Origin of the sequence: Streptomyces sp. NPDC006335 (assembly GCF_040612795.1) — a bacterium.
Taxonomy (GTDB): domain Bacteria; phylum Actinomycetota; class Actinomycetes; order Streptomycetales; family Streptomycetaceae; genus Streptomyces.
Window position 1 is genome coordinate 1 of sequence record NZ_JBEXQX010000018.1, and the last position, 16,891, is coordinate 16,891.

General features: G+C 73.1%; 15 protein-coding genes and 5 tRNA genes. 8 read left to right on the plus strand and 12 right to left on the minus strand.

What is annotated here, in order from left to right; all coding sequences use genetic code 11:
* Positions 1-178 precede the first annotated feature (178 nt).
* A complete protein-coding gene (locus ABZ098_RS35510; RefSeq protein ID WP_356597866.1) occupies positions 179-739 on the plus strand; it encodes a CGNR zinc finger domain-containing protein in 561 nt (186 codons plus the stop codon).
* 357 nt (positions 740-1,096) lie between these two features.
* On the opposite strand, the gene ABZ098_RS35515 is transcribed toward ABZ098_RS35510, so the two are convergent.
* Complete coding sequence (locus tag ABZ098_RS35515) at positions 1,097-1,249, minus strand: hypothetical protein (protein ID WP_170068264.1); 153 nt, start codon at positions 1,247-1,249, stop codon at positions 1,097-1,099.
* A 156-nt stretch (positions 1,250-1,405) separates the two neighbouring features.
* Entirely contained in the window at positions 1,406-1,855 is a 450-nt protein-coding gene (locus tag ABZ098_RS35520; RefSeq protein WP_356598026.1) for a hypothetical protein, read from the minus strand.
* A 253-nt stretch (positions 1,856-2,108) separates the two neighbouring features.
* Between ABZ098_RS35520 and ABZ098_RS35525 the strand changes: the two genes are divergently transcribed.
* A complete protein-coding gene (locus ABZ098_RS35525; protein ID WP_356597867.1) occupies positions 2,109-2,630 on the plus strand; it encodes a DsbA family protein in 522 nt (173 codons plus the stop codon).
* A 7-nt stretch (positions 2,631-2,637) separates the two neighbouring features.
* On the opposite strand, the gene ABZ098_RS35530 is transcribed toward ABZ098_RS35525, so the two are convergent.
* From ABZ098_RS35530 to ABZ098_RS35540, 3 genes are read right to left on the minus strand one after another with little or no spacing between them, the layout of a single operon-like run.
* Entirely contained in the window at positions 2,638-3,465 is an 828-nt protein-coding gene (locus ABZ098_RS35530; protein ID WP_356597868.1) for a GNAT family N-acetyltransferase, read from the minus strand.
* A 50-nt stretch (positions 3,466-3,515) separates the two neighbouring features.
* Positions 3,516-4,337, minus strand: a complete 822-nt coding sequence (locus ABZ098_RS35535; protein WP_356597869.1) for an aminodeoxychorismate lyase — start codon at positions 4,335-4,337, stop codon at positions 3,516-3,518.
* The gene (locus ABZ098_RS35540) at positions 4,334-5,377 is read right to left on the minus strand and encodes a chorismate-binding protein (protein ID WP_356597870.1); all 1,044 of its coding nucleotides are present in this window, start codon (positions 5,375-5,377) and stop codon (positions 4,334-4,336) included. Before ABZ098_RS35540 ends, ABZ098_RS35535 begins: the two co-directional genes overlap by 4 nt.
* 178 nt (positions 5,378-5,555) lie before the next feature.
* On the opposite strand from ABZ098_RS35540, the gene ABZ098_RS35545 reads away from it, so the two are divergent.
* The 5 genes from ABZ098_RS35545 to ABZ098_RS35565 all read left to right on the plus strand — a co-directional run bounded on the left by ABZ098_RS35545 (position 5,556) and on the right by ABZ098_RS35565 (position 6,022).
* Positions 5,556-5,628 (plus strand) — tRNA-Gly (locus ABZ098_RS35545).
* Positions 5,629-5,667: 39 nt separating this feature from the next.
* Positions 5,668-5,741, plus strand: a tRNA-Cys gene (locus ABZ098_RS35550).
* A gap of 1 nt (position 5,742) precedes the next feature.
* Positions 5,743-5,814, plus strand: a tRNA-Val gene (locus ABZ098_RS35555).
* A 34-nt stretch (positions 5,815-5,848) separates the two neighbouring features.
* Positions 5,849-5,920 (plus strand) — tRNA-Val (locus tag ABZ098_RS35560).
* Positions 5,921-5,950: 30 nt separating this feature from the next.
* Positions 5,951-6,022 (plus strand) — tRNA-Val (locus tag ABZ098_RS35565).
* 49 nt (positions 6,023-6,071) lie between these two features.
* On the opposite strand, the gene ABZ098_RS35570 is transcribed toward ABZ098_RS35565, so the two are convergent.
* From ABZ098_RS35570 to ABZ098_RS35585, 4 genes are all read right to left on the minus strand, one after another.
* Entirely contained in the window at positions 6,072-6,383 is a 312-nt protein-coding gene (locus ABZ098_RS35570; protein WP_356597871.1) for a zf-TFIIB domain-containing protein, read from the minus strand.
* Positions 6,384-6,463: 80 nt separating this feature from the next.
* Entirely contained in the window at positions 6,464-7,417 is a 954-nt protein-coding gene (locus ABZ098_RS35575) for an aminoglycoside phosphotransferase family protein (RefSeq protein ID WP_356597872.1), read from the minus strand.
* A 434-nt stretch (positions 7,418-7,851) separates the two neighbouring features.
* Positions 7,852-8,034, minus strand: coding sequence for a hypothetical protein (locus ABZ098_RS35580; RefSeq protein WP_356597873.1), 183 nt, complete (start codon positions 8,032-8,034; stop codon positions 7,852-7,854).
* 196 nt (positions 8,035-8,230) lie between these two features.
* Positions 8,231-8,506, minus strand: a complete 276-nt coding sequence (locus ABZ098_RS35585) for a hypothetical protein (protein WP_007380750.1) — start codon at positions 8,504-8,506, stop codon at positions 8,231-8,233.
* Positions 8,507-8,702: 196 nt separating this feature from the next.
* Between ABZ098_RS35585 and ABZ098_RS35590 the strand changes: the two genes are divergently transcribed.
* Complete coding sequence (locus tag ABZ098_RS35590) at positions 8,703-10,124, plus strand: protein kinase (protein WP_356598027.1); 1,422 nt, start codon at positions 8,703-8,705, stop codon at positions 10,122-10,124.
* 44 nt (positions 10,125-10,168) lie between these two features.
* Here ABZ098_RS35590 and ABZ098_RS35595 read toward each other — a convergent pair whose 3' ends face one another.
* From ABZ098_RS35595 to cobT, 3 genes are all read right to left on the minus strand, one after another.
* On the minus strand, positions 10,169-10,987 hold the full coding sequence (locus tag ABZ098_RS35595; RefSeq protein WP_356597874.1) for an RNA methyltransferase: 819 nt from the start codon (positions 10,985-10,987) through the stop codon (positions 10,169-10,171).
* A gap of 64 nt (positions 10,988-11,051) precedes the next feature.
* Positions 11,052-12,284 (minus strand): uroporphyrinogen-III C-methyltransferase, encoded by a 1,233-nt coding sequence (gene cobA, locus ABZ098_RS35600; RefSeq protein ID WP_356597875.1) that lies wholly within the window; start codon positions 12,282-12,284, stop codon positions 11,052-11,054.
* A gap of 167 nt (positions 12,285-12,451) precedes the next feature.
* Positions 12,452-16,588, minus strand: coding sequence for a nicotinate-nucleotide--dimethylbenzimidazole phosphoribosyltransferase (gene cobT, locus ABZ098_RS35605; protein WP_356597876.1), 4,137 nt, complete (start codon positions 16,586-16,588; stop codon positions 12,452-12,454).
* Positions 16,589-16,891 lie beyond the last annotated feature (303 nt).

Here is a 16,891-nt window from a genome sequence, read left to right on the forward strand (position 1 = left end):
GCTTTGGCCCCGCCTGGCGCGGGGGCTGCGGAGCGCTCCGCAGCCACGGCGCCTGTCGTGTTGAACCGGCACCTGGACCGGGCGAGCCACGTGCGACCCGGCACCGAGTCCCGGCGAGCCATTACCATCGGCCAGCATCGGCGGGCGTTCGCCCGACCCTCAGGCCAGGGAGCGAATCGTGCTGATCACCCACGACACCCGGTGCGCCCTCGACACCGTGGTCGATCTGGTGAACACCGCACCGGAGGACGACGCCTCGGCGGACGCGCTGCCGGATGTCGCGGCGCTCGCGGATTTCGTACGAAACCACGAGATCAGTGATGTCGGGGTCCTGTCGGAGTTCGACCTGTCGGCCGTGCGCAAGATCCGCGGCCGGTTCGCCTCGGTCTTCGCCGCCCCGGACGCCCGGGCCGCCGCCACCCTGATCAACGAGCTGGTCGCCGCCGCGGGCACCACCCCCCAGCTCACGGATCACGACGGCTACGAATGGCACGTCCACTACTTCGCGCCCGGCGCCTCCGTCGCCGACCACCTGGCGGCCGACTGCGGGATGGCGCTGGCGTTCTTCGTGGTGGCCGGGGAGCAGGAGCGGCTGCGGCGCTGCGAGGCGCCCGACTGCCGGCGGGCCTTCGTCGACCTGTCCCGCAACCGCTCGCGGCGCTACTGCGACAGCCGGACCTGCGGCAACCGTCTCCATGTGGCCGCCTACCGGGCGCGGCGCAAGGAGGCCGCGGGCTGAGTCCCGGGCCGGGGGCGAGGCCAGGCCGCGGCCGAACCGGGCGCGGCGCGAGGAGGCGGGGTCCCGGAGGCAGGGCCCGGGCCGGGCCGGGGCGGGGCGGGGCGTAGGGCGTCGACGTGCCCCTCGACGAAGGGCGACGCGATCTCCGAAGGATAAGGATGCCGAGTCGGTCCCCACGGATCCCGACGCAGTACGTGCCGGATGTCGACGCATGCTCCGCGGATGTCGACGCGGTCCCCGACGGATGCCTTCGTGGCCCCCGACGAACGCCGACGTGGTTCCTGCGGAGGTCCACCTGGGCTCGGCGGATGCCGACGTGGTCCCCGGCGGGTGACGCCGGGGACCCACGGGTACGGCTCAGAGCAGCAGCAGATCGTGCAGCGCAGCCATGAGCAGCAGACACCCGATCACCGCAAGGAAGATCATCAGCGGTGGCTGGGAAAGGGCGAAGAGGCATCCACGCGGCTCGTCCTGAGGCGGCGCGGTATCGCTCTGTGTCGTGTCCAGCATCTCGCGGCGATGATGGCGCAGTCCGCGCCCCCGACGCGATCAACACGCCCGGAATGAGCGGGAGTTCGCCAGATTCCGTGATGTCCGTTTCGAGTGGTGATCGCTTGGGGACCGGCACGGACCCCACTGCGAACGTTTCAGTTCACCACGCGAACGTCAGATGCCGTGCTTCTTCAGGATGGCCTCGATGTCGCTGAAGTCGTCCGCTGCCGACTCCGTGGTCCTGGGCTTGCCCGCAGGACGGGCCGCCGGGGTGCGCGCGGCCGGGCCGAGGGAGGGCGCCGACGCCGTGGGAGCCACGGCCTCCTGCTGGGCGCCACGGGCCGCCCTGCGCTCCTTGCGGGTGCCGCCGCGGCGGCGCTCCACCGCGCGCGTGGTCGAGAACAGCACCCACGACAGGCCGAGCACGCCGAAGCCCGCCCAGGCGGTCGGGCTGAAGGCGGTGTCGGCGAGCCAGTCGACGACGCCGGTCATCACCAGACCGAGCGGGACGAGGGAGTAGGCGGCGATACGGGTGGCCGCGAGGAAGCGCTTCCGGTACGCGGTGACCGCCGCGATGCCCAGGCCGGCCGCGGCGACGGCGGAACAGACGGTCTCGGCAATCATCCGGTCCTCCAGGCGGGGCTCGATCGGCAACGTACCGCTTCGTCCCTGTCCATCCTGCACCTCCTCACCCCCGCCGGGCCATGCCCCCGGCAGGACATCAGGGACATCTCCGGGTCGCCTCCTCCGCAGGTGCCGGTGGAGGTCGTACCGGTGGGCCGGGCAGACGCGGGTCCTGCCGGTGGGGCATGCCCTGCCGTCGCGGACGGCCGGGGGCGATTCGGCTCGGGCGGCCACGAGCTGGGAGACTGGGCCCATGAGCGACCCCTCCCCCGTCCGTCCCGCCGCGCCCGTCCTCGACGTCTGGTGCGACCTGCAGTGCCCGGACTGCCGTGACGCGCTGGACGACGTCCGTGCCCTGCGTGCCCGTTACGGCGATCGTCTGGAGCTGCGGCTGCGGCACTTCCCGCTGGAGAAGAACAAGCACGCCTTCGCCGCCGCACAGGCCGCCGAGGAGGCGCTGGAGCAGGGCAGGGGGTGGGAGTACGTCGAGGCCCTCCTGGGGCGCGTCGCGGAGCTGGACCGCAAGGGGGAACCCTTCCTGGTCGAGGTGGCCCGCGAACTGGGGCTCGACGCCGAGGAGTTCGACACCGCGCTGATCGACGGCCGGCACATCCTGATCGTGGACGCCGACCAGGCCGAGGGCAAGGCCATCGGCGTGAGCGGGACACCGACGTACGTCATCGACGGCGAGCGGCTCGACGGCGGCAAGAGCCAGGAAGGGCTGCGCGAGCGGATCGAACAGATCGCGGACCGGCTGCTCTCCGGGCAGGACTGAACCCGCCTCAGATCAGGCTCTTGTACATCGAGTAACCCACCGTCACGTACCCCAGCGACTCGTACAGCCGCTCGGCCGGGGTGTTGCCCGCGAAGACGTTGAGGCCCAGGACCCCTCTGCCGGAGGCGATCGTCTGGGCCTCGGCCAGCAGCATCAGCGAACGGCCGTGCCCACGCCCGCGGAAGGCCTCCTCGGTCTCGACGTCGTAGACGAAGGCCTTGGCGTCCATGAACTCCAGCCACAGGACCCCGACCCGGACGCCCTCGTGCTCCAGCACGCTGAACAGCGCCTCCCGCGTCGCCAGGCCCCGCTGCACGAGCTGTTGGTGATCCTTGCGGGACCTCGCCATGGCCTCGGCCTCGGGTACTCCGCGGGTGCTCCAGTCGCCGGCGTACTCGGCGATGCCCCGCTCGGCCCACGGCCAGAACTCGGCCTCCGTCATGGGCCTGCCCCGGCTGCCCGCGGGCAGTTCGGGTGCCTGGGCGGCGAGCCGCTTCTCCATGCCGCGGTTGCGGTGGACGTAGCCGAGCATGCCGGCGAGGCGCAGTGCGGGCTCGGCGTCGGCGGGGACCCTGATCTCCAACTGCCCGCAGCCCCAGCCCCGCGCCACCTCCTCGGCGGCGAGCGCGGCGACCGTGCCCCGGCCGCGCCCGCGGTCCGGCTCGTCGATCCGCAGGTCCCGGATCTGGGCGACGGCCGGTCCGAAGGCCGGGTGGGTCGCGAGGTGTATCGCCCCGACGGGACGGCTGTTCACGCACACCGTGTAGTGGCGGGACAGCGCCCCGTCGGCGCCTCGTTGGAGCGGCTCGGTCGGCCGCAGGGTGGTGGTCATCACCGGAGTTCTACCCGCTGCCGCGCGCCGGAGCAGCTCAATATCCCCGGCCTTTACGGATCGAGGTCGTCCCCGGCCCGCTCCTCGAAGATCCGCATGGCCTTGGCGGTCACCGGCCCTGGCGTGCCCGGCAGTTCGCGCGCGTCGACGCGGTGGACGGCCTGGACGTCCCGCAGGGTCGAGGTGAGGAAGATCTCGTCGGCCCGCTCCAGGACGTCGAGCGGCAGGTCCGACTCCTTGGCCCCGGTCCATTCGACGGTCAACGCGCGCGTGATGCCCGCGAGGCAGCCGGAGGCGAGCGGCGGAGTGTGGATCTCGCCGTCGAGCACGACGAACACGTTGGACCCCGTGCCCTCGCACAACTGCCCCACCGTGTTCGCGAACAGCGCCTCGGAAGCCCCGCCCTCACGCGCGCGTGCGAGCGCGACGACGTTCTCGGCGTACGAGGTGGTCTTGAGGCCGGTGAGAGCGCCCCGCTCGTTACGGGTCCACGGGACGGTGATCACGGCCGTGGAGTCGGGCCGCGGGGCGGATTCGCCGAGCGCGACCACCAGGGTCGGCCCGTGCTCGCCCCGGTCGGAACCGAGGGGACCGTGGCCGCCTGTGTAGGTGATGCGCAGCCGCCCGAGAGGCATCGGGTTCGCCTCCAGTACGGCGGCGCAGGCCCGGCGGACCTCGTCGTGGTCGGGGTCGGGCAGCCCGAGGCCCCGCGCGGACAGCGTCAGCCGGTCGAGATGCCGGGTGAGGGCGAAGAGACGGCCGTCCACCGCCTTCACGGTCTCGAAGATGCCGTCGCCCACGGTCAGTCCGTGGTCGAAGACGGAGACGCGGGCGGTTTCCGTGTCCTGGAGCCTGCCGTCGAGCCAGATCTTCACGTAAGGGTCCCTCCACTCACCTCGTACGCCCCCGACGCTACCGCGAGCAGCCGGGACGCCTTCAGCTCGGTCTCCCGCCACTCCCCCTCGGGGTCGGACCCCCAGGTGATCCCGGCACCGGTGCCGAAGCGCAACACCCCCTCGGCGCGGTCGATCCAGAAGGTGCGGATGCCGACGGCCAGCTCCCCGGTACCCCGGTCGGCGTCGACCCAGCCGACGCCTCCGCAGTACGGCCCACGGGGCGCGGTCTCCAGGGCCTCGATGATCCGCAGGGCACTGGACTTGGGCGCCCCGGTGACCGAGCCGGGCGGGAAGGCGGCGCCGAACAGCTCGGCCCAGCCCGCGCCCTCGCGCAGCTCGCCCCGCACGGTCGACACGAGGTGGACGAGACCGGGGTGCTTCTCCACCGCGCACAGGTCGGGAACGGCGACGCTGCCCGTCGCACACACCCGCCCCAGGTCGTTGCGGACCAGGTCGACGATCATCACGTTCTCGGCGTAGTCCTTGGCCAGCAGGTCGTCCTCGGTCCGCCCGGTCCCCTTGATCGGCCCCGACTCGACGACCCGCCCCGCCCTGCGCAGGAACAGCTCCGGAGAGGCGGTGGCGATCTCCACCCCGTGGCCGGGCAGCCGGATCGTTCCTGCATACGGTGCCGGGTTGCCGCGGGCCAGCAGCGCGGTCAGCGCGTCCACGTCGGCGCCGGGGGCGAGGGGCGCGGTCAGGACACGGCAGAGATTGGCCTGGTAGACCTCGCCGCCGGCGATGTGCGCGCGAATCCGTCGTACGCCCTCCATGTACGCCTCGCGATCCAGCGACGACGTCCAGTCACCGGCCGCCGGACCTCGCCACGCCCCCGCCACCGGCGCGGGCACCGGCTCAGGGCGTACCTCGGCGAAGCGGGCGCAGGTCACACCGCCCTCGAAGTCCGCGGCGACGGCCCAGAAGCCGGTGGAGTCGAGGGCGGCGGGGTCGCTGGTGACGTCGAGGAGACCGGTGGCGACACGGTCGCCGAAACGGGCGAGAGGAGCGAGGTCGAGCACGTTGTCGAGTCTATGGCGGGTGTCCCGCGCGTGACCTGACCATGTCCTTCCGGGCGCCCTGACCACGTACGTCGACATGCGCACCGCAGCACGCTGCGCAAACGCGTTTTTGTACTGGCACCGGAATCCGCTAGAGTTCAACTCGTCGCCGGGCCGCGAGAGCGGAACGAAACGACAAGCGGACGTAGCTCAGTTGGTAGAGCGCAACCTTGCCAAGGTTGAGGTCGCGAGTTCGAGCCTCGTCGTCCGCTCGATGGAACCAGGGGATCTTCCCGAGCCCCTGCACTCCTGGTGGAGTGGCCGAGAGGCGAGGCAACGGCCTGCAAAGCCGTCTACACGGGTTCAAATCCCGTCTCCACCTCCAAGGACGATTAGCTCAGCGGGAGAGCGCTTCCCTGACACGGAAGAGGTCACTGGTTCAATCCCAGTATCGTCCACTGGATCTTCGACAGATCATCGAGGGTCTGACCCGCGCGATTAGCTCAGCGGGAGAGCGCTTCCCTGACACGGAAGAGGTCACTGGTTCAATCCCAGTATCGCGCACGCAGCACACACGATCCCGATCGTGTTCCCGCGCGATTAGCTCAGCGGGAGAGCGCTTCCCTGACACGGAAGAGGTCACTGGTTCAATCCCAGTATCGCGCACACACCGAAGCCCCCGGCCCTGCGGCCGGGGGCTTCCGCGTTGTCTCCGTCAGCTGGAGAACAGCATGTGGCCGAAGCCGCGGTTGCGGTGGTGGCCGCCGTGATGACCGCCGTGGCCGCCGTAGTGGCCGCCGCCGTGCTGCGGGGCACCCCACGCCGGTGCGCCGGGCGCGGCCGGGTACTGCGGAGCGGCCGGAGGCGGTGGAACGGCGGGACCGCCGCCGTACTGGCCCTCCAGCCGGGTCAGCGCCTCCAGCTCGCCGTAGTCGAGAAAGATCCCGCGGCAGCCGCTGCACTGCTCGATCTGGACACCGTTGCGGTTGTACGTGTGCATCGGTGCATGACACTTCGGACACTGCATCGTCGGCTCAACTCCTCGCCGGTCGGTCCTGCTCAGCGTTACGCCAGGACAGACTCTGTCCGGCTCTGGTCGGTTGCACCCTACTTCGCGAAACCGTCCGCCAACTCCTGCGGGGGGCAACCCATTCGGTCACAGGCCTCGACGACCGCCTGCTCCACGTCCTCCAGCGGCCGGTCCGCGTCGATCGCCTTGGCGATCGCCCGGGCCGCCGTCTGCACGGTGAGCGCGCGGGCGGGGACGTCCAGGGCGGGCCAGGGGTCGCCTTCGGCGGGGACCGCGGGTCCGCCGGCCGCGCGGTAGGCACCGAGGAAACGGGACCAGTCCTCGGGCGACAGCAGGCCGCAGGCGTACCAGGCGGCGGGGCGGGCGAGGTCCCAGGCGGGCTCGCCCACGCCGAGGTCGTCGACGTCGATGAGATGCCAGGGGCCTTCGGGGGCGGGGTGGCGGACGAGCTGGCCGAGGTGGAGGTCGCCGTGGCAGAGGCTCGTGGTGTCGGACATGGGGGTCTCGGCGCGGGCCCAGGCCGGGAGGGTGGTCCAGGCGCGGAGTACGGGCGCGGCGGCCGGGTGCGGTCTCTGCCGGTTGGCCTTGAGCAGGCGGGCGACGGCCAGGGCGGCTTTCACCGGACCTCGCATGGGGGGCAGGCCGGGTGGGGCGGGGGTGCGGTGGAGGTGGGCAAGGAGGGTGGCGGCCTCTTCCCACGGGGCGGCGTCGGGGTTCTCCGGGTCCACGGGTTCGCCGTACGGCCAGAAGGTGACGAGTCTGCCGTGCAGGTCCGCGGGGATCCGGCCCAGGGGCGGCAGGAGGATGCCGGGGAGGTGGGCGGCCAGGGCGAGGCGGGGGGCCAGGTCGGTGAGGGGGGTGCCGGGGGCGTGGGCCTTCGCGACGGTGTCCGCGTGCCGTACGACAGTGGCGTCGGGGCGGTCGGCGAGGGTTGCCGCGCCGCAGGGGCACGTCTGCCGCCGGCGGGAGTGGGCCTCTGTCCTCGCTCTGAGGGTGAGCTCGGTGAGGAGGGGGTGGGGGTGGGTCGTCACGGGGCTCCCTGGGCGGCGGGTCGTCTGTTCGCGAGGGTAGGCCAGGGCACCGCTCTGGGCTTGGGCCGGGCGCCTACGGGGGTGGCGGTGCGGTTGGGAGGCGGGTGCGGGTTCGTGGGGGCTTGTCGCGCAGTTCCCCGCGCCCCTGGCGGGGTGCAGTCACCCGGCGCTCGCTAGGAACCGCACGTTGCAGATGCGCCGCAGGCATCCGGGGGCGCGGGGAACTGCGCGAGACGCTCGCCCCCGCCGGACCCGCACAGGCACACGACCGAACCCGGCACCTACGACTCCCGCCCAACCCCCGGAGGGAAAAGCAATGCCGGCGTAGCTCCCCAGCTACGCCGGCATTTTGCCGTCCGCCGCACCCCCGTCCCCACGGGGTTTCATGGGTTGATGTCCCCGCCCGGACCGCTCTTCCGGGCCTGGGGCGCCGCTCAGCGCCCCAGCATCACTCCCACGGACGACGCCTGTGTGGTCACCGTCTCCCAGCCGTCGAAGACGACGAGGAGCAGGACCGCCAGAGGAAGGGCCATCAGCGTCGCCACCAGTGGGTGGCGACGGCCCGTACGGCTGGGCTGACGTGTGCGGGACAGTGTCCGCGGTGCCGTAAGAGCCATGGTCCCTCTCCTGACCGTTCTGTTGTCGTGGCAAGCGGCGGGTGTCTGACCTCGGGGGACGAGTGCTGCACCCGCCGCTTGACCTCAAATCTAGGCGTCACGGGCTCTGCGCACGTCATGCCCTCGTACCGATTGCCGGGCCTCCCCGAGGATGAGCCGTGACCAGCGGAGTACTCCCGTGGGTGGAGACGGGGGCCTAGGTCTCCGGGTCTTCCCGGAGGGGGCGTCCGGTCTGCCCCGCTTTCTCCGAGCTGTCCTCGCGCGGCACCGGCTGCTCCACCAGCGCCAGCACTCGTGTCGCCATGAACCGGGCCGTCCGCACCACCGATCCGTTGCGCGTGACTTCGCTCACTTCCACGACACCTCGACGGACCGCCGTCTCCACTCGGCGGCCCGCCCTGCTCGCCACCACCTCATATGTGCGCGTCGTGTCCCCTGCGTCCACGACTATCTCCACGCGATCACCCTTCACGGGTTCAATCCCCCTTCTGGGACGGGTGGTTGGGATCACATCCGAACCGAAGTCCGTCCGCCCTCCGGCTCCCTGACCACCCCTCAATTCTCCCACCCGGCACTGACAATCCACCGGGACGAGAGGGCGCGGCCTCTGCGCGCGGCGGCCCGCGGAAACGTAAGCTGTGGCTCGTCACACGGACCGGGCAGCGGGGATGAACATGGCGATGATGCGCCTGAGGCGCGAGGACCCGCGCGTCGTCGGCTCGTTCAGGCTTCACAGACGGCTGGGCCAGGGGGGCATGGGGGTCGTCTACCTGGGCTCCGACCGCAAGGGGCAGCGGGTGGCGTTGAAGGTCATCCGGCCGGATCTGGCCGAGGACCAGGAGTTCCGGTCACGGTTCGCCCGCGAGGTCTCCGCGGCCCGGCGGATCCGCGGCGGCTGCACGGCCCGGCTGGTCGCGGCCGACCTGGAAGCGGACCGTCCGTGGTTCGCCACCCAGTACGTGCCCGGCCCCTCCCTCCACGACAAGGTCGCCGACGAGGGTTCCCTCGGTGCCGCCGAGGTCGCCTCCATCGGGGCCGCCTTGTCCGAAGGGCTCGTCGCCGTGCACGAGGCGGGGGTGGTGCACCGCGACCTCAAGCCGTCGAACATCCTCCTCTCCCCCAAGGGCCCCCGGATCATCGACTTCGGCATCGCCTGGGCGACCGGGGCCTCCACCCTCACCCATGTCGGCACCGCCGTCGGATCCCCCGGCTTCCTCGCGCCGGAGCAGGTGCGCGGCGCCGCGGTGACTCCGGCCACGGACGTGTTCTCCCTGGGCGCGACCCTGGCGTACGCGTCGATGGGCGACTCGCCCTTCGGGCACGGCAGTTCCGAGGTGATGCTGTACCGCGTGGTGCACGAGGAGGCCCAGCTGCACGGCGTGCCCGACGCTGTCGCCCCCCTCATCCGCGCGTGTCTGGCGAAGGACCCCGAGGAGCGGCCGAGCACCCTCCAGTTGTCGCTGCGGCTCAAGGAGATCGCGGCGCGCGAGGCGCAGGGCCTTCCGGATCTGCGTCCGCCCGCCCCGCGGGCCGGTGAGGCGGACCGGCCCACCGGACGCATCGCCGACACCTACCCGGAGCGGGCCGCCCAGCGACGACCCCAGGGCCAGTCGGGCACGTCCGGCTCCGGCTCCCAGGGGACTCCGTCGGCCCGCGGTTCCGGGCAGGTCAGGGGGCAGGCTCCCGCGCGCGGCGGCGTTTCGTCGCGGGGCGGTAGCGATCCGCGCGGCAACGGCGTGCCCTCGTCCCGTCCCGGTTCCCGGCCCACCCCTGCCTCCTCCTCCCGGAACACGACCCGCTCCGGCAGCGGCAGCCGACCCGCTCCGCGCAGCGGTACCGGCCGTCCCGCGCCCAGGAACACCAAGTCGGGGCTGCGTCCCGCGAACCCCCGCCTCCTGCGCCAGCGGCTGTTCGTGTTCGTCGTCGTGACCCTGCTCGTGGCGCTCGGCATCGCCGCGGCCCAGGGCTGTCAGGGTCCGTCGCGCGGACTCGGCGGCGACGGCACAGTCGTACGGGAGCAGCGGCAGGGGCAGGTGCACACGCCGCCGTACCAGGAGCCGCAGCAGCCGGCCGGTGGCGGGACGGACTGAGCACTTCGCCGCGACGGCCGTGACCGGAGCCCGGCTCAGGCCGTTCAGTCCTGCGGTCGCCCCGTCGCCACCGCGTAGAAGGCCACCGCGGCCGCCGCGCCCACGTTGAGGGAGTCGACGCCGTGGGCCATCGGGATGCGCACCCATTCGTCGGCGGCGACCAGGGCCTGGGTGGTCAGGCCGTCGCCCTCGGCGCCGAGCATCAGCGCGACCCGGTCCATCCGGTGCGGGGCCGCTTCATCGAGGGTCCTGGCCTTGGCGTCCGGAGTGAGGGCGAGGAGGGTGAACCCGGCCTCGCGGACCGAGTCCAGGCCCTTGGGCCAGGTGTCGAGGCGGGCGTAGGGGACGGAGAAGACCGCGCCCATCGAGACCTTGACGCTGCGGCGGTACAGAGGGTCGGCGCAGTCCGGGGAGAGCAGGACCGCGTCCATGCCGAGGGCGGCCGCCGAGCGGAAGATGGCGCCGATGTTGGTGTGGTCGTTGACGGACTCCATGACCACCACGCGGCGGGCGGTCTGGAGCAACTCGCCCGCCGTGGGCAGGGGTTTGCGCTGCATGGAGGCGAGCGCGCCGCGGTGCACGTGGTAGCCGGTGACCTGTTCGGCGAGTTCCGGGCTGACGGCGTACACCGGGGCGGGGAGTTCGTCGATGACGTCGCGCATGACGTCGACCCACTTGGCGGACAGCAGCATGGAGCGCATCTCGTAGCCGGCGTCCTTGGCCCGGCGGATGACCTTCTCGCCCTCGGCGATGAACAGGCCCTCGGCCGGCTCGCGCTTGCGGCGCAGTTCGACGTCGGTCAGGCCCGTGTAGTCGCGCAGGCGCGGGTCGTCGGGGTCCTCGACGGTGATGAGATCGGCCACAGGGTGATACTGCCTTGTCCTGGGAGCGGTGCCAACGGCTGGGAGCGGACTGTGTTACCCGGGGTTACGCCAATGCCCGCGGTCCTACGGTGACGACCTCGCCGACGACGATGACGGCCGGGGGCTTCACGTCCTCGGCGACGACCACCTCGCCCACTGTCGCCAGGGTGGCGTCGACCCGGCGCTGGGCGGCCGTCGTCCCCTCCTGGACCAGGGCGACCGGGGTGTCGGGCGACTTGCCGTGGGCCACCAGGGTCTCGGCGATCTTGCCGATCTTGTCGACGCCCATGAGGATCACGAGGGTGCCGGTGAGCTTGGCGAGCGAGGGCCAGTCGACCAGGGAGCGTTCGTCGTCCGGCGCCACGTGGCCGCTGACCACGGTGAACTCGTGGGCGACGCCCCGGTGGGTGACCGGGATCCCGGCCGCGCCCGGTACCGAGATCGAACTGGAGATGCCCGGCACGACCGTGCAGGGGATGCCGGCCTCGGCGAGGGCGTGCAGCTCCTCCATCCCGCGGCCGAAGACATAGGGGTCGCCGCCCTTGAGCCGTACGACCGACTTGCCCTGCTTGGCGTGCTCGATCAGGGCGTTGTTGATGGCCTCCTGGGCCATGAAGCGGCCGTACGGGATCTTCGCCGCGTCGATGACCTCGACGTGCGGTGGGAGCTCGGCGAGGAGGTCGCGCGGGCCGAGGCGGTCGGCGATGACGACGTCGGCCTCGGCGAGCAGGCGGCGGCCGCGGACCGTGATCAGGTCGGGGTCGCCGGGACCGCCGCCGACGAGCGCGACGCCGGGGGTACGGGTGCGGTGGTGGGGAGCGACGAGAGTGCCGTCGCGCAGGCCCTCCACGACCGCGTCCCGGATGGCCGCCGTGTGGCGGGGGTCGCGGCCCTTCGCGTTCGTCGTGAGCACGGCGACCGTGACACCCTCGCTGTGCCCCGTCGCCGGGGTCCAGGCGGTGGCGGCGTCGGCGTCGTCGGAGCGGACGCACCAGACGCGGTGGCGCTCGGCCTCGGCGGAGGCGCGGGTGTTGGCCTCCGTGTCGCCGGTGGCGATGAGGGCGTACCAGGCGTCGGCGAGATCGCCGTCCTGGTACGGGCGCCTGTGCCAGGTGATCTCGCCCGTGTCCGCCATCGCCTCCACGGAGGGGGTTGCCGAAGGGGACACGAGGAGGACGTCCGCGCCCGCCGCGATCAGGGCCGGGAGGCGGCGCTGGGCCACCTGGCCACCGCCGAGGACGACGACCTTGCGGCCGGTGAGGCGGAGGCCTACGGGGTAGGCGGGGTTCTCGGCCATGAGGGGTGGCTCCTCTGTTACGGCGGTGCAGTGGCCCTGACGTGCGGATTTTACGGGGCGTGAGGGGAGGGCGGCACAGGTGTCCGGTGGCTGGGCGTGGCCGCCGGTCCCGGACCCACGTGCGTGGGGGACTCGGGGACGGCGCCCCCGAGTCCCCCTCGCAACGCCTACTTCTCGGTCACCCCTGCGGAGTCGAAGGTCGCCACCTCGTGCATCGCCCGCGCCGTGCTCTGGACGAGCGGCAGGGCCAGCAGGGCGCCCGTGCCCTCGCCGAGGCGGAGGTCGAGATCGACCAGGGGGCGCAGGCCGAGCTTGTTCAGGGCGGCCACGTGGCCCGGTTCGGCGCTGCGGTGGCCCGCGATGCAGGCCGCGAGGACCTCCGGGGCGATCGCGCGGGCCACCAGGGCGGCGGCGCCCGCGCTGACACCGTCGAGGATGACCGGCGTGCGCAGGGAGGCACCGCCCAGCAGCAGCCCGACCATCGCCGCGTGTTCGAAGCCGCCGATCGCCGCCAGGACGCCGATCGGGTCGGCCGGGTCCGGCTGGTGGAGTTCGATGGCGCGGCGGACGACCTCGGTCTTGCGGGCCAGGGTCTCGTCGTTGATGCCGGTGCCGCGGCCGGTGACCTCGGCGGGGTCGGTGCCCGTGAAGACCGAGATCAGGGCGGCGGACGCGGTGGTGTTCGCGATGCCCATCTCGCCCGTGAGGAGGGCCTTGTTGCCGGCCGCGACCAGGTCGCGGGCGGTCTCGATGCCGACCTCGATGGCCTGCTTGGCCTCCTCGCGGGTCATCGCGGGACCGGTGGTCATGTCGGAGGTCCCGGCCCGGACCTTGCGGGGCAACAGGCCGGGGGTGGCCGGGAGTTCGGACGCCACGCCGACGTCGACCACGCACACCTCGGCGCCCACCTGGCCCGCGAAGGCGTTGCAGACCGCGCCGCCGCCGAGGAAGTTGGCGACCATCTGGGCCGTCACCTCCTGCGGCCAGGGGGTGACGCCCTGGGCGTGCACGCCGTGGTCACCGGCGAAGATCGCGACGGCCGCGGGCTCCGGGATCGGCGGCGGGCACTGCCGGGAGAGCCCGGAGAGCTGGGCGGAGATGATCTCCAGCATGCCGAGCGCGCCGGCCGGCTTGGTCATCCGCTTCTGCCGCTCCCAGGCCTCGCCGAGCGCCTTGGCGTCCAGCGGGCGGATCTGTGCGACGGTCTCGCCGAGCAGGTCGTGCGGCTCCTCGCCGGGCAGGGCGCGGCGGCCGTACGTCTCCTCGTGCACGACCCACGACAGCGGGCGGCGCTTGGACCAGCCGGCCTGCATCAGCTCGGGCTCGTCCGGGAACTCGTCGACGTACCCGACGCACAGGTAGGCGATGACCTCCAGGTGGTCGGGCAGGCCGAGGGCGCGGACCATCTCGCGCTCGTCGAAGAAGCTGACCCAGCCGACACCGAGGCCCTCGGCGCGGGCGGCGAGCCAGAGGTTCTCGACGGCGAGCGCGGCGGAGTACGGGGCCATCTGCGGCTGGGTGTGCCGACCGAGGGTGTGCCGGCCGCCGCGGGTGGGGTCGGCGGTGACGACGATGTTCACCGGGGTCTCGAGGATGGCCTCGATCTTCAGTTCCTTGAACTGCTTGGCCCGGCCCTTGGGCAGCGACTGGGCGTACGCCTCGCGCTGGCGCTGGGCCAGGTCCTGCATCGCGGCACGCGTCTCGGCGGAGCGGATGACGACGAAGTCCCACGGCTGTGAGTGGCCGACGGAGGGCGCGGTGTGGGCGGCCTCCAGGACCCGGAGCAGCACCTCGTGCGGGATCGGGTCGCTGCGGAAGCCGTTGCGGATGTCGCGGCGCTCCCGCATGACCTTGAGGACGGCCTCGCGCTCGGCGTCGTCGTAGGCGGGCGCGGCGGGGCCCGTGGACTGTCGTGCTTCTGCCACGGGGGCCGTGCTCACTTCCTGGGCTTCCTGGACTTCCTGGTCTTCCTGATCGGCCGCCCGGGTGTCCAGGTCGTCCGCCTGCTGGGCGAATCGGGGGTCACCGCCCGCCTCACGCGGGGCCGGGACCACGGGCTGCTGGGTGTCGTCCGTGGGCAGCGTCAGAGGGTGGGGCGGGGTCGGCGCGAGGTGCGGAGCGGTCGGCACGGAGCCGTCCACCGGCACGAACTCGCCCAGGGGTTGGCCCGGTCGGGGTTCCAGGGGAACTCCGGCGGGCAGCACGACGGGGGCCTCGGCGGGGCCGGGGCCCGCGAACTGGGGCTGCGCGCCGGGGAGTTCCGCCGCGAGCGGCTGAGGCACCGGCGTCTGCGGCCCCTGCGGCGCCTGGTCCGGGGTCGGCGGGAACTCGTCCTGCGCGACGGGCTCCGGCTGCTGGACTCCATCAGCCGCAGCCACGGGAGCCGTCGGGTCCGTCGGCTGTACGACGGCGTCGCCCGCGTCCGCCGCGACGGGCACCGGCGCCTCCTGGACGGGGCCCTGCGGGGCGGGTACGAGGTGGGGGGCCTGCGGGTCCTCGACGGGCTGAGCGGCGGGGGCGGGCTCCTGGGCCGGCTCGGCCGCGGGTGCCACCTCCTCGGCGGGGAGCGGCTCGGGGGCCTCGGCGGCGGGGTCGTCCTGCGCGGGCGCGACTTCGACCGGTGCGGTGACGGCGTCCGCCGGCTGCGGAACCTGCCCCTCCTCCGCGGGAGCCTGGGGAGTTGCGGCTTCGGAGGCTTCCGGGGCGGCGACGGGTTCCGTGGCGGGGAGTACGGCTTCCGGCGCCGCGGTTTCGGGGGCGGCGACGGATGCCTGCGCCGCGACGGCCTCCTGGGCGGCGTCCGGAGCGGTCACGGCTTCCTGAGCGGCGGCCGGGTCCGGGGCAGCCTCGGTCTGCTGGGACGGGTCCGCCTCCGGAACGGCCACGGTTTCCTGGGACGGGTCCGCTGTCTGCACCGCGACGGCTTCCGCGTCCTGAGCCGCGCCCGTCTCCGGGGCGACAGCCGCGTCCTCGGCCGACACGGGTTCGGGCGCGACCGCTGCCGGGGCCACCGCTTCCGGCGCCACCGTTTCAGCAACGGCAGCTGTCTGCGGGGCGACGGCGTCCGCCGCCTCCTGTTCTTCTACGTGCGGCTCGGCTGCGGCGGCCTCAGCCTCGGGCGCTACGGCTTCAGGCGCGACGGCCTCCGCATCAACGGGCTCCACCACCTCGGGCTCCACCACGGCGGGTTCAGCGGCGACGGGCTCAGCCACGGCGGTCTCGGCGACCGGCAGGTCGGCGTCGGCGTCGACCGCCGCAACGGGGACCTCCACCGCGGGAGCGGCCTCAGGCACGGGCACCTGCTCGGCTGCCTCGCCCGCCTGGGCGTCATCGGCCACCGGCACGGCACCAGCGGCCTCGGTCCCGTCCGGCGCGGCGACCGCGGCCTCGGTGACACCGGCCACGGGGTCCGCGCTCGGCGCCTCCGCGACGACAGCCGCGGCGGGCTGCACCTCGTCGGGCAGGGAGCCGTCTCCCGGCACCTGTCCGGCGCCCGGGTCAGCGCTGACGACAGCGGCGGGCTCGCCCTCCACGGGCTGAGCCGCCCCGGACGCGTCGGCCGGAACCTGGCCCGCTTCGGCGACCGGAACCTGCGACGGCTCCGTGGCCTGCACGACCTCCGGGCCCGGACCGGCATCCGGCACCGGAACCTCGGGAACCACGTGCTCGGCCTCCGGCACCGGAGCCTCGAAAACCATGTGCCCAGCGGTCTCCGTGGCCTGCGCCGCGCCCACCGGTTCGGGCGCCGGAGCCGGAACAACCGTTTCGGCAGCCGGGGCCACCGGGCTCACCGGTGTCTGGACGGCGGCCTGGGCCGGGGCACCCCACGGGACCGCGCCCTGCGGTTGCGGGGCGTCGAAGTACTCGGGACCCGGCGCGGCCGCGGCCGGCTGCCGTACCGGTGCGCCCGCGGGGCCGCGGTCGGCGAGGGAGCGGACCGGGCTCGCGGAGGCGTCGGGGATCGGCGGGCCGAGGTGCAGGGGCCGGCGGGGCGTGATGGGCGGGATCGGCACCGTAGGAGCCTGGAGCCTGCGGACCGCGCTCAGGTCGTGCGCTCCGCTGTCGCGCCCGGACATCTCGTGCGGGCCCGGCTCGTGGACGGTCTCGACGACCGGCTCCGGGGCGGGCGGGGCGACCTCGTTGCCCCAGGGGCTCTGGGCGCCCGGCAGCAGCAACAGGTCTTCGTCCTCGGCGGTGGTCTCGGAGAGGTAGGTGTACGCACCCGGCGCAGGGACGCCCGGCTGTTCCACCATGCCTGCGTTCTCCGGCAGTCCCTCGCCCGGGACCTGGCCGGTGTCGGTCATGCGTACCCCTCGCCCATCGGTTAGTGCTTCTACGACCAGCTCACCGGGGACGGCGCACCGACCGCCCCCCGTGGTGAAGAACGAGCGTGCGTGCCCAGCGGCACGAACGGCCCGCCGAGAAAGACGACAAAGCCATTAACTGGCATTGTCCCGGCCGTTCCCCCGTCGCGACAGGTTGATCCGCGACAGCCCGCTGTGGACTGCGCCACGTTGCGCGTCCTCCGGTTCTGCCGTACCACACCCACCCCAAAACGGGCGCGCTTTCCGGACATTGACGAACGAATGCCGGTCCACCGGGCGCGG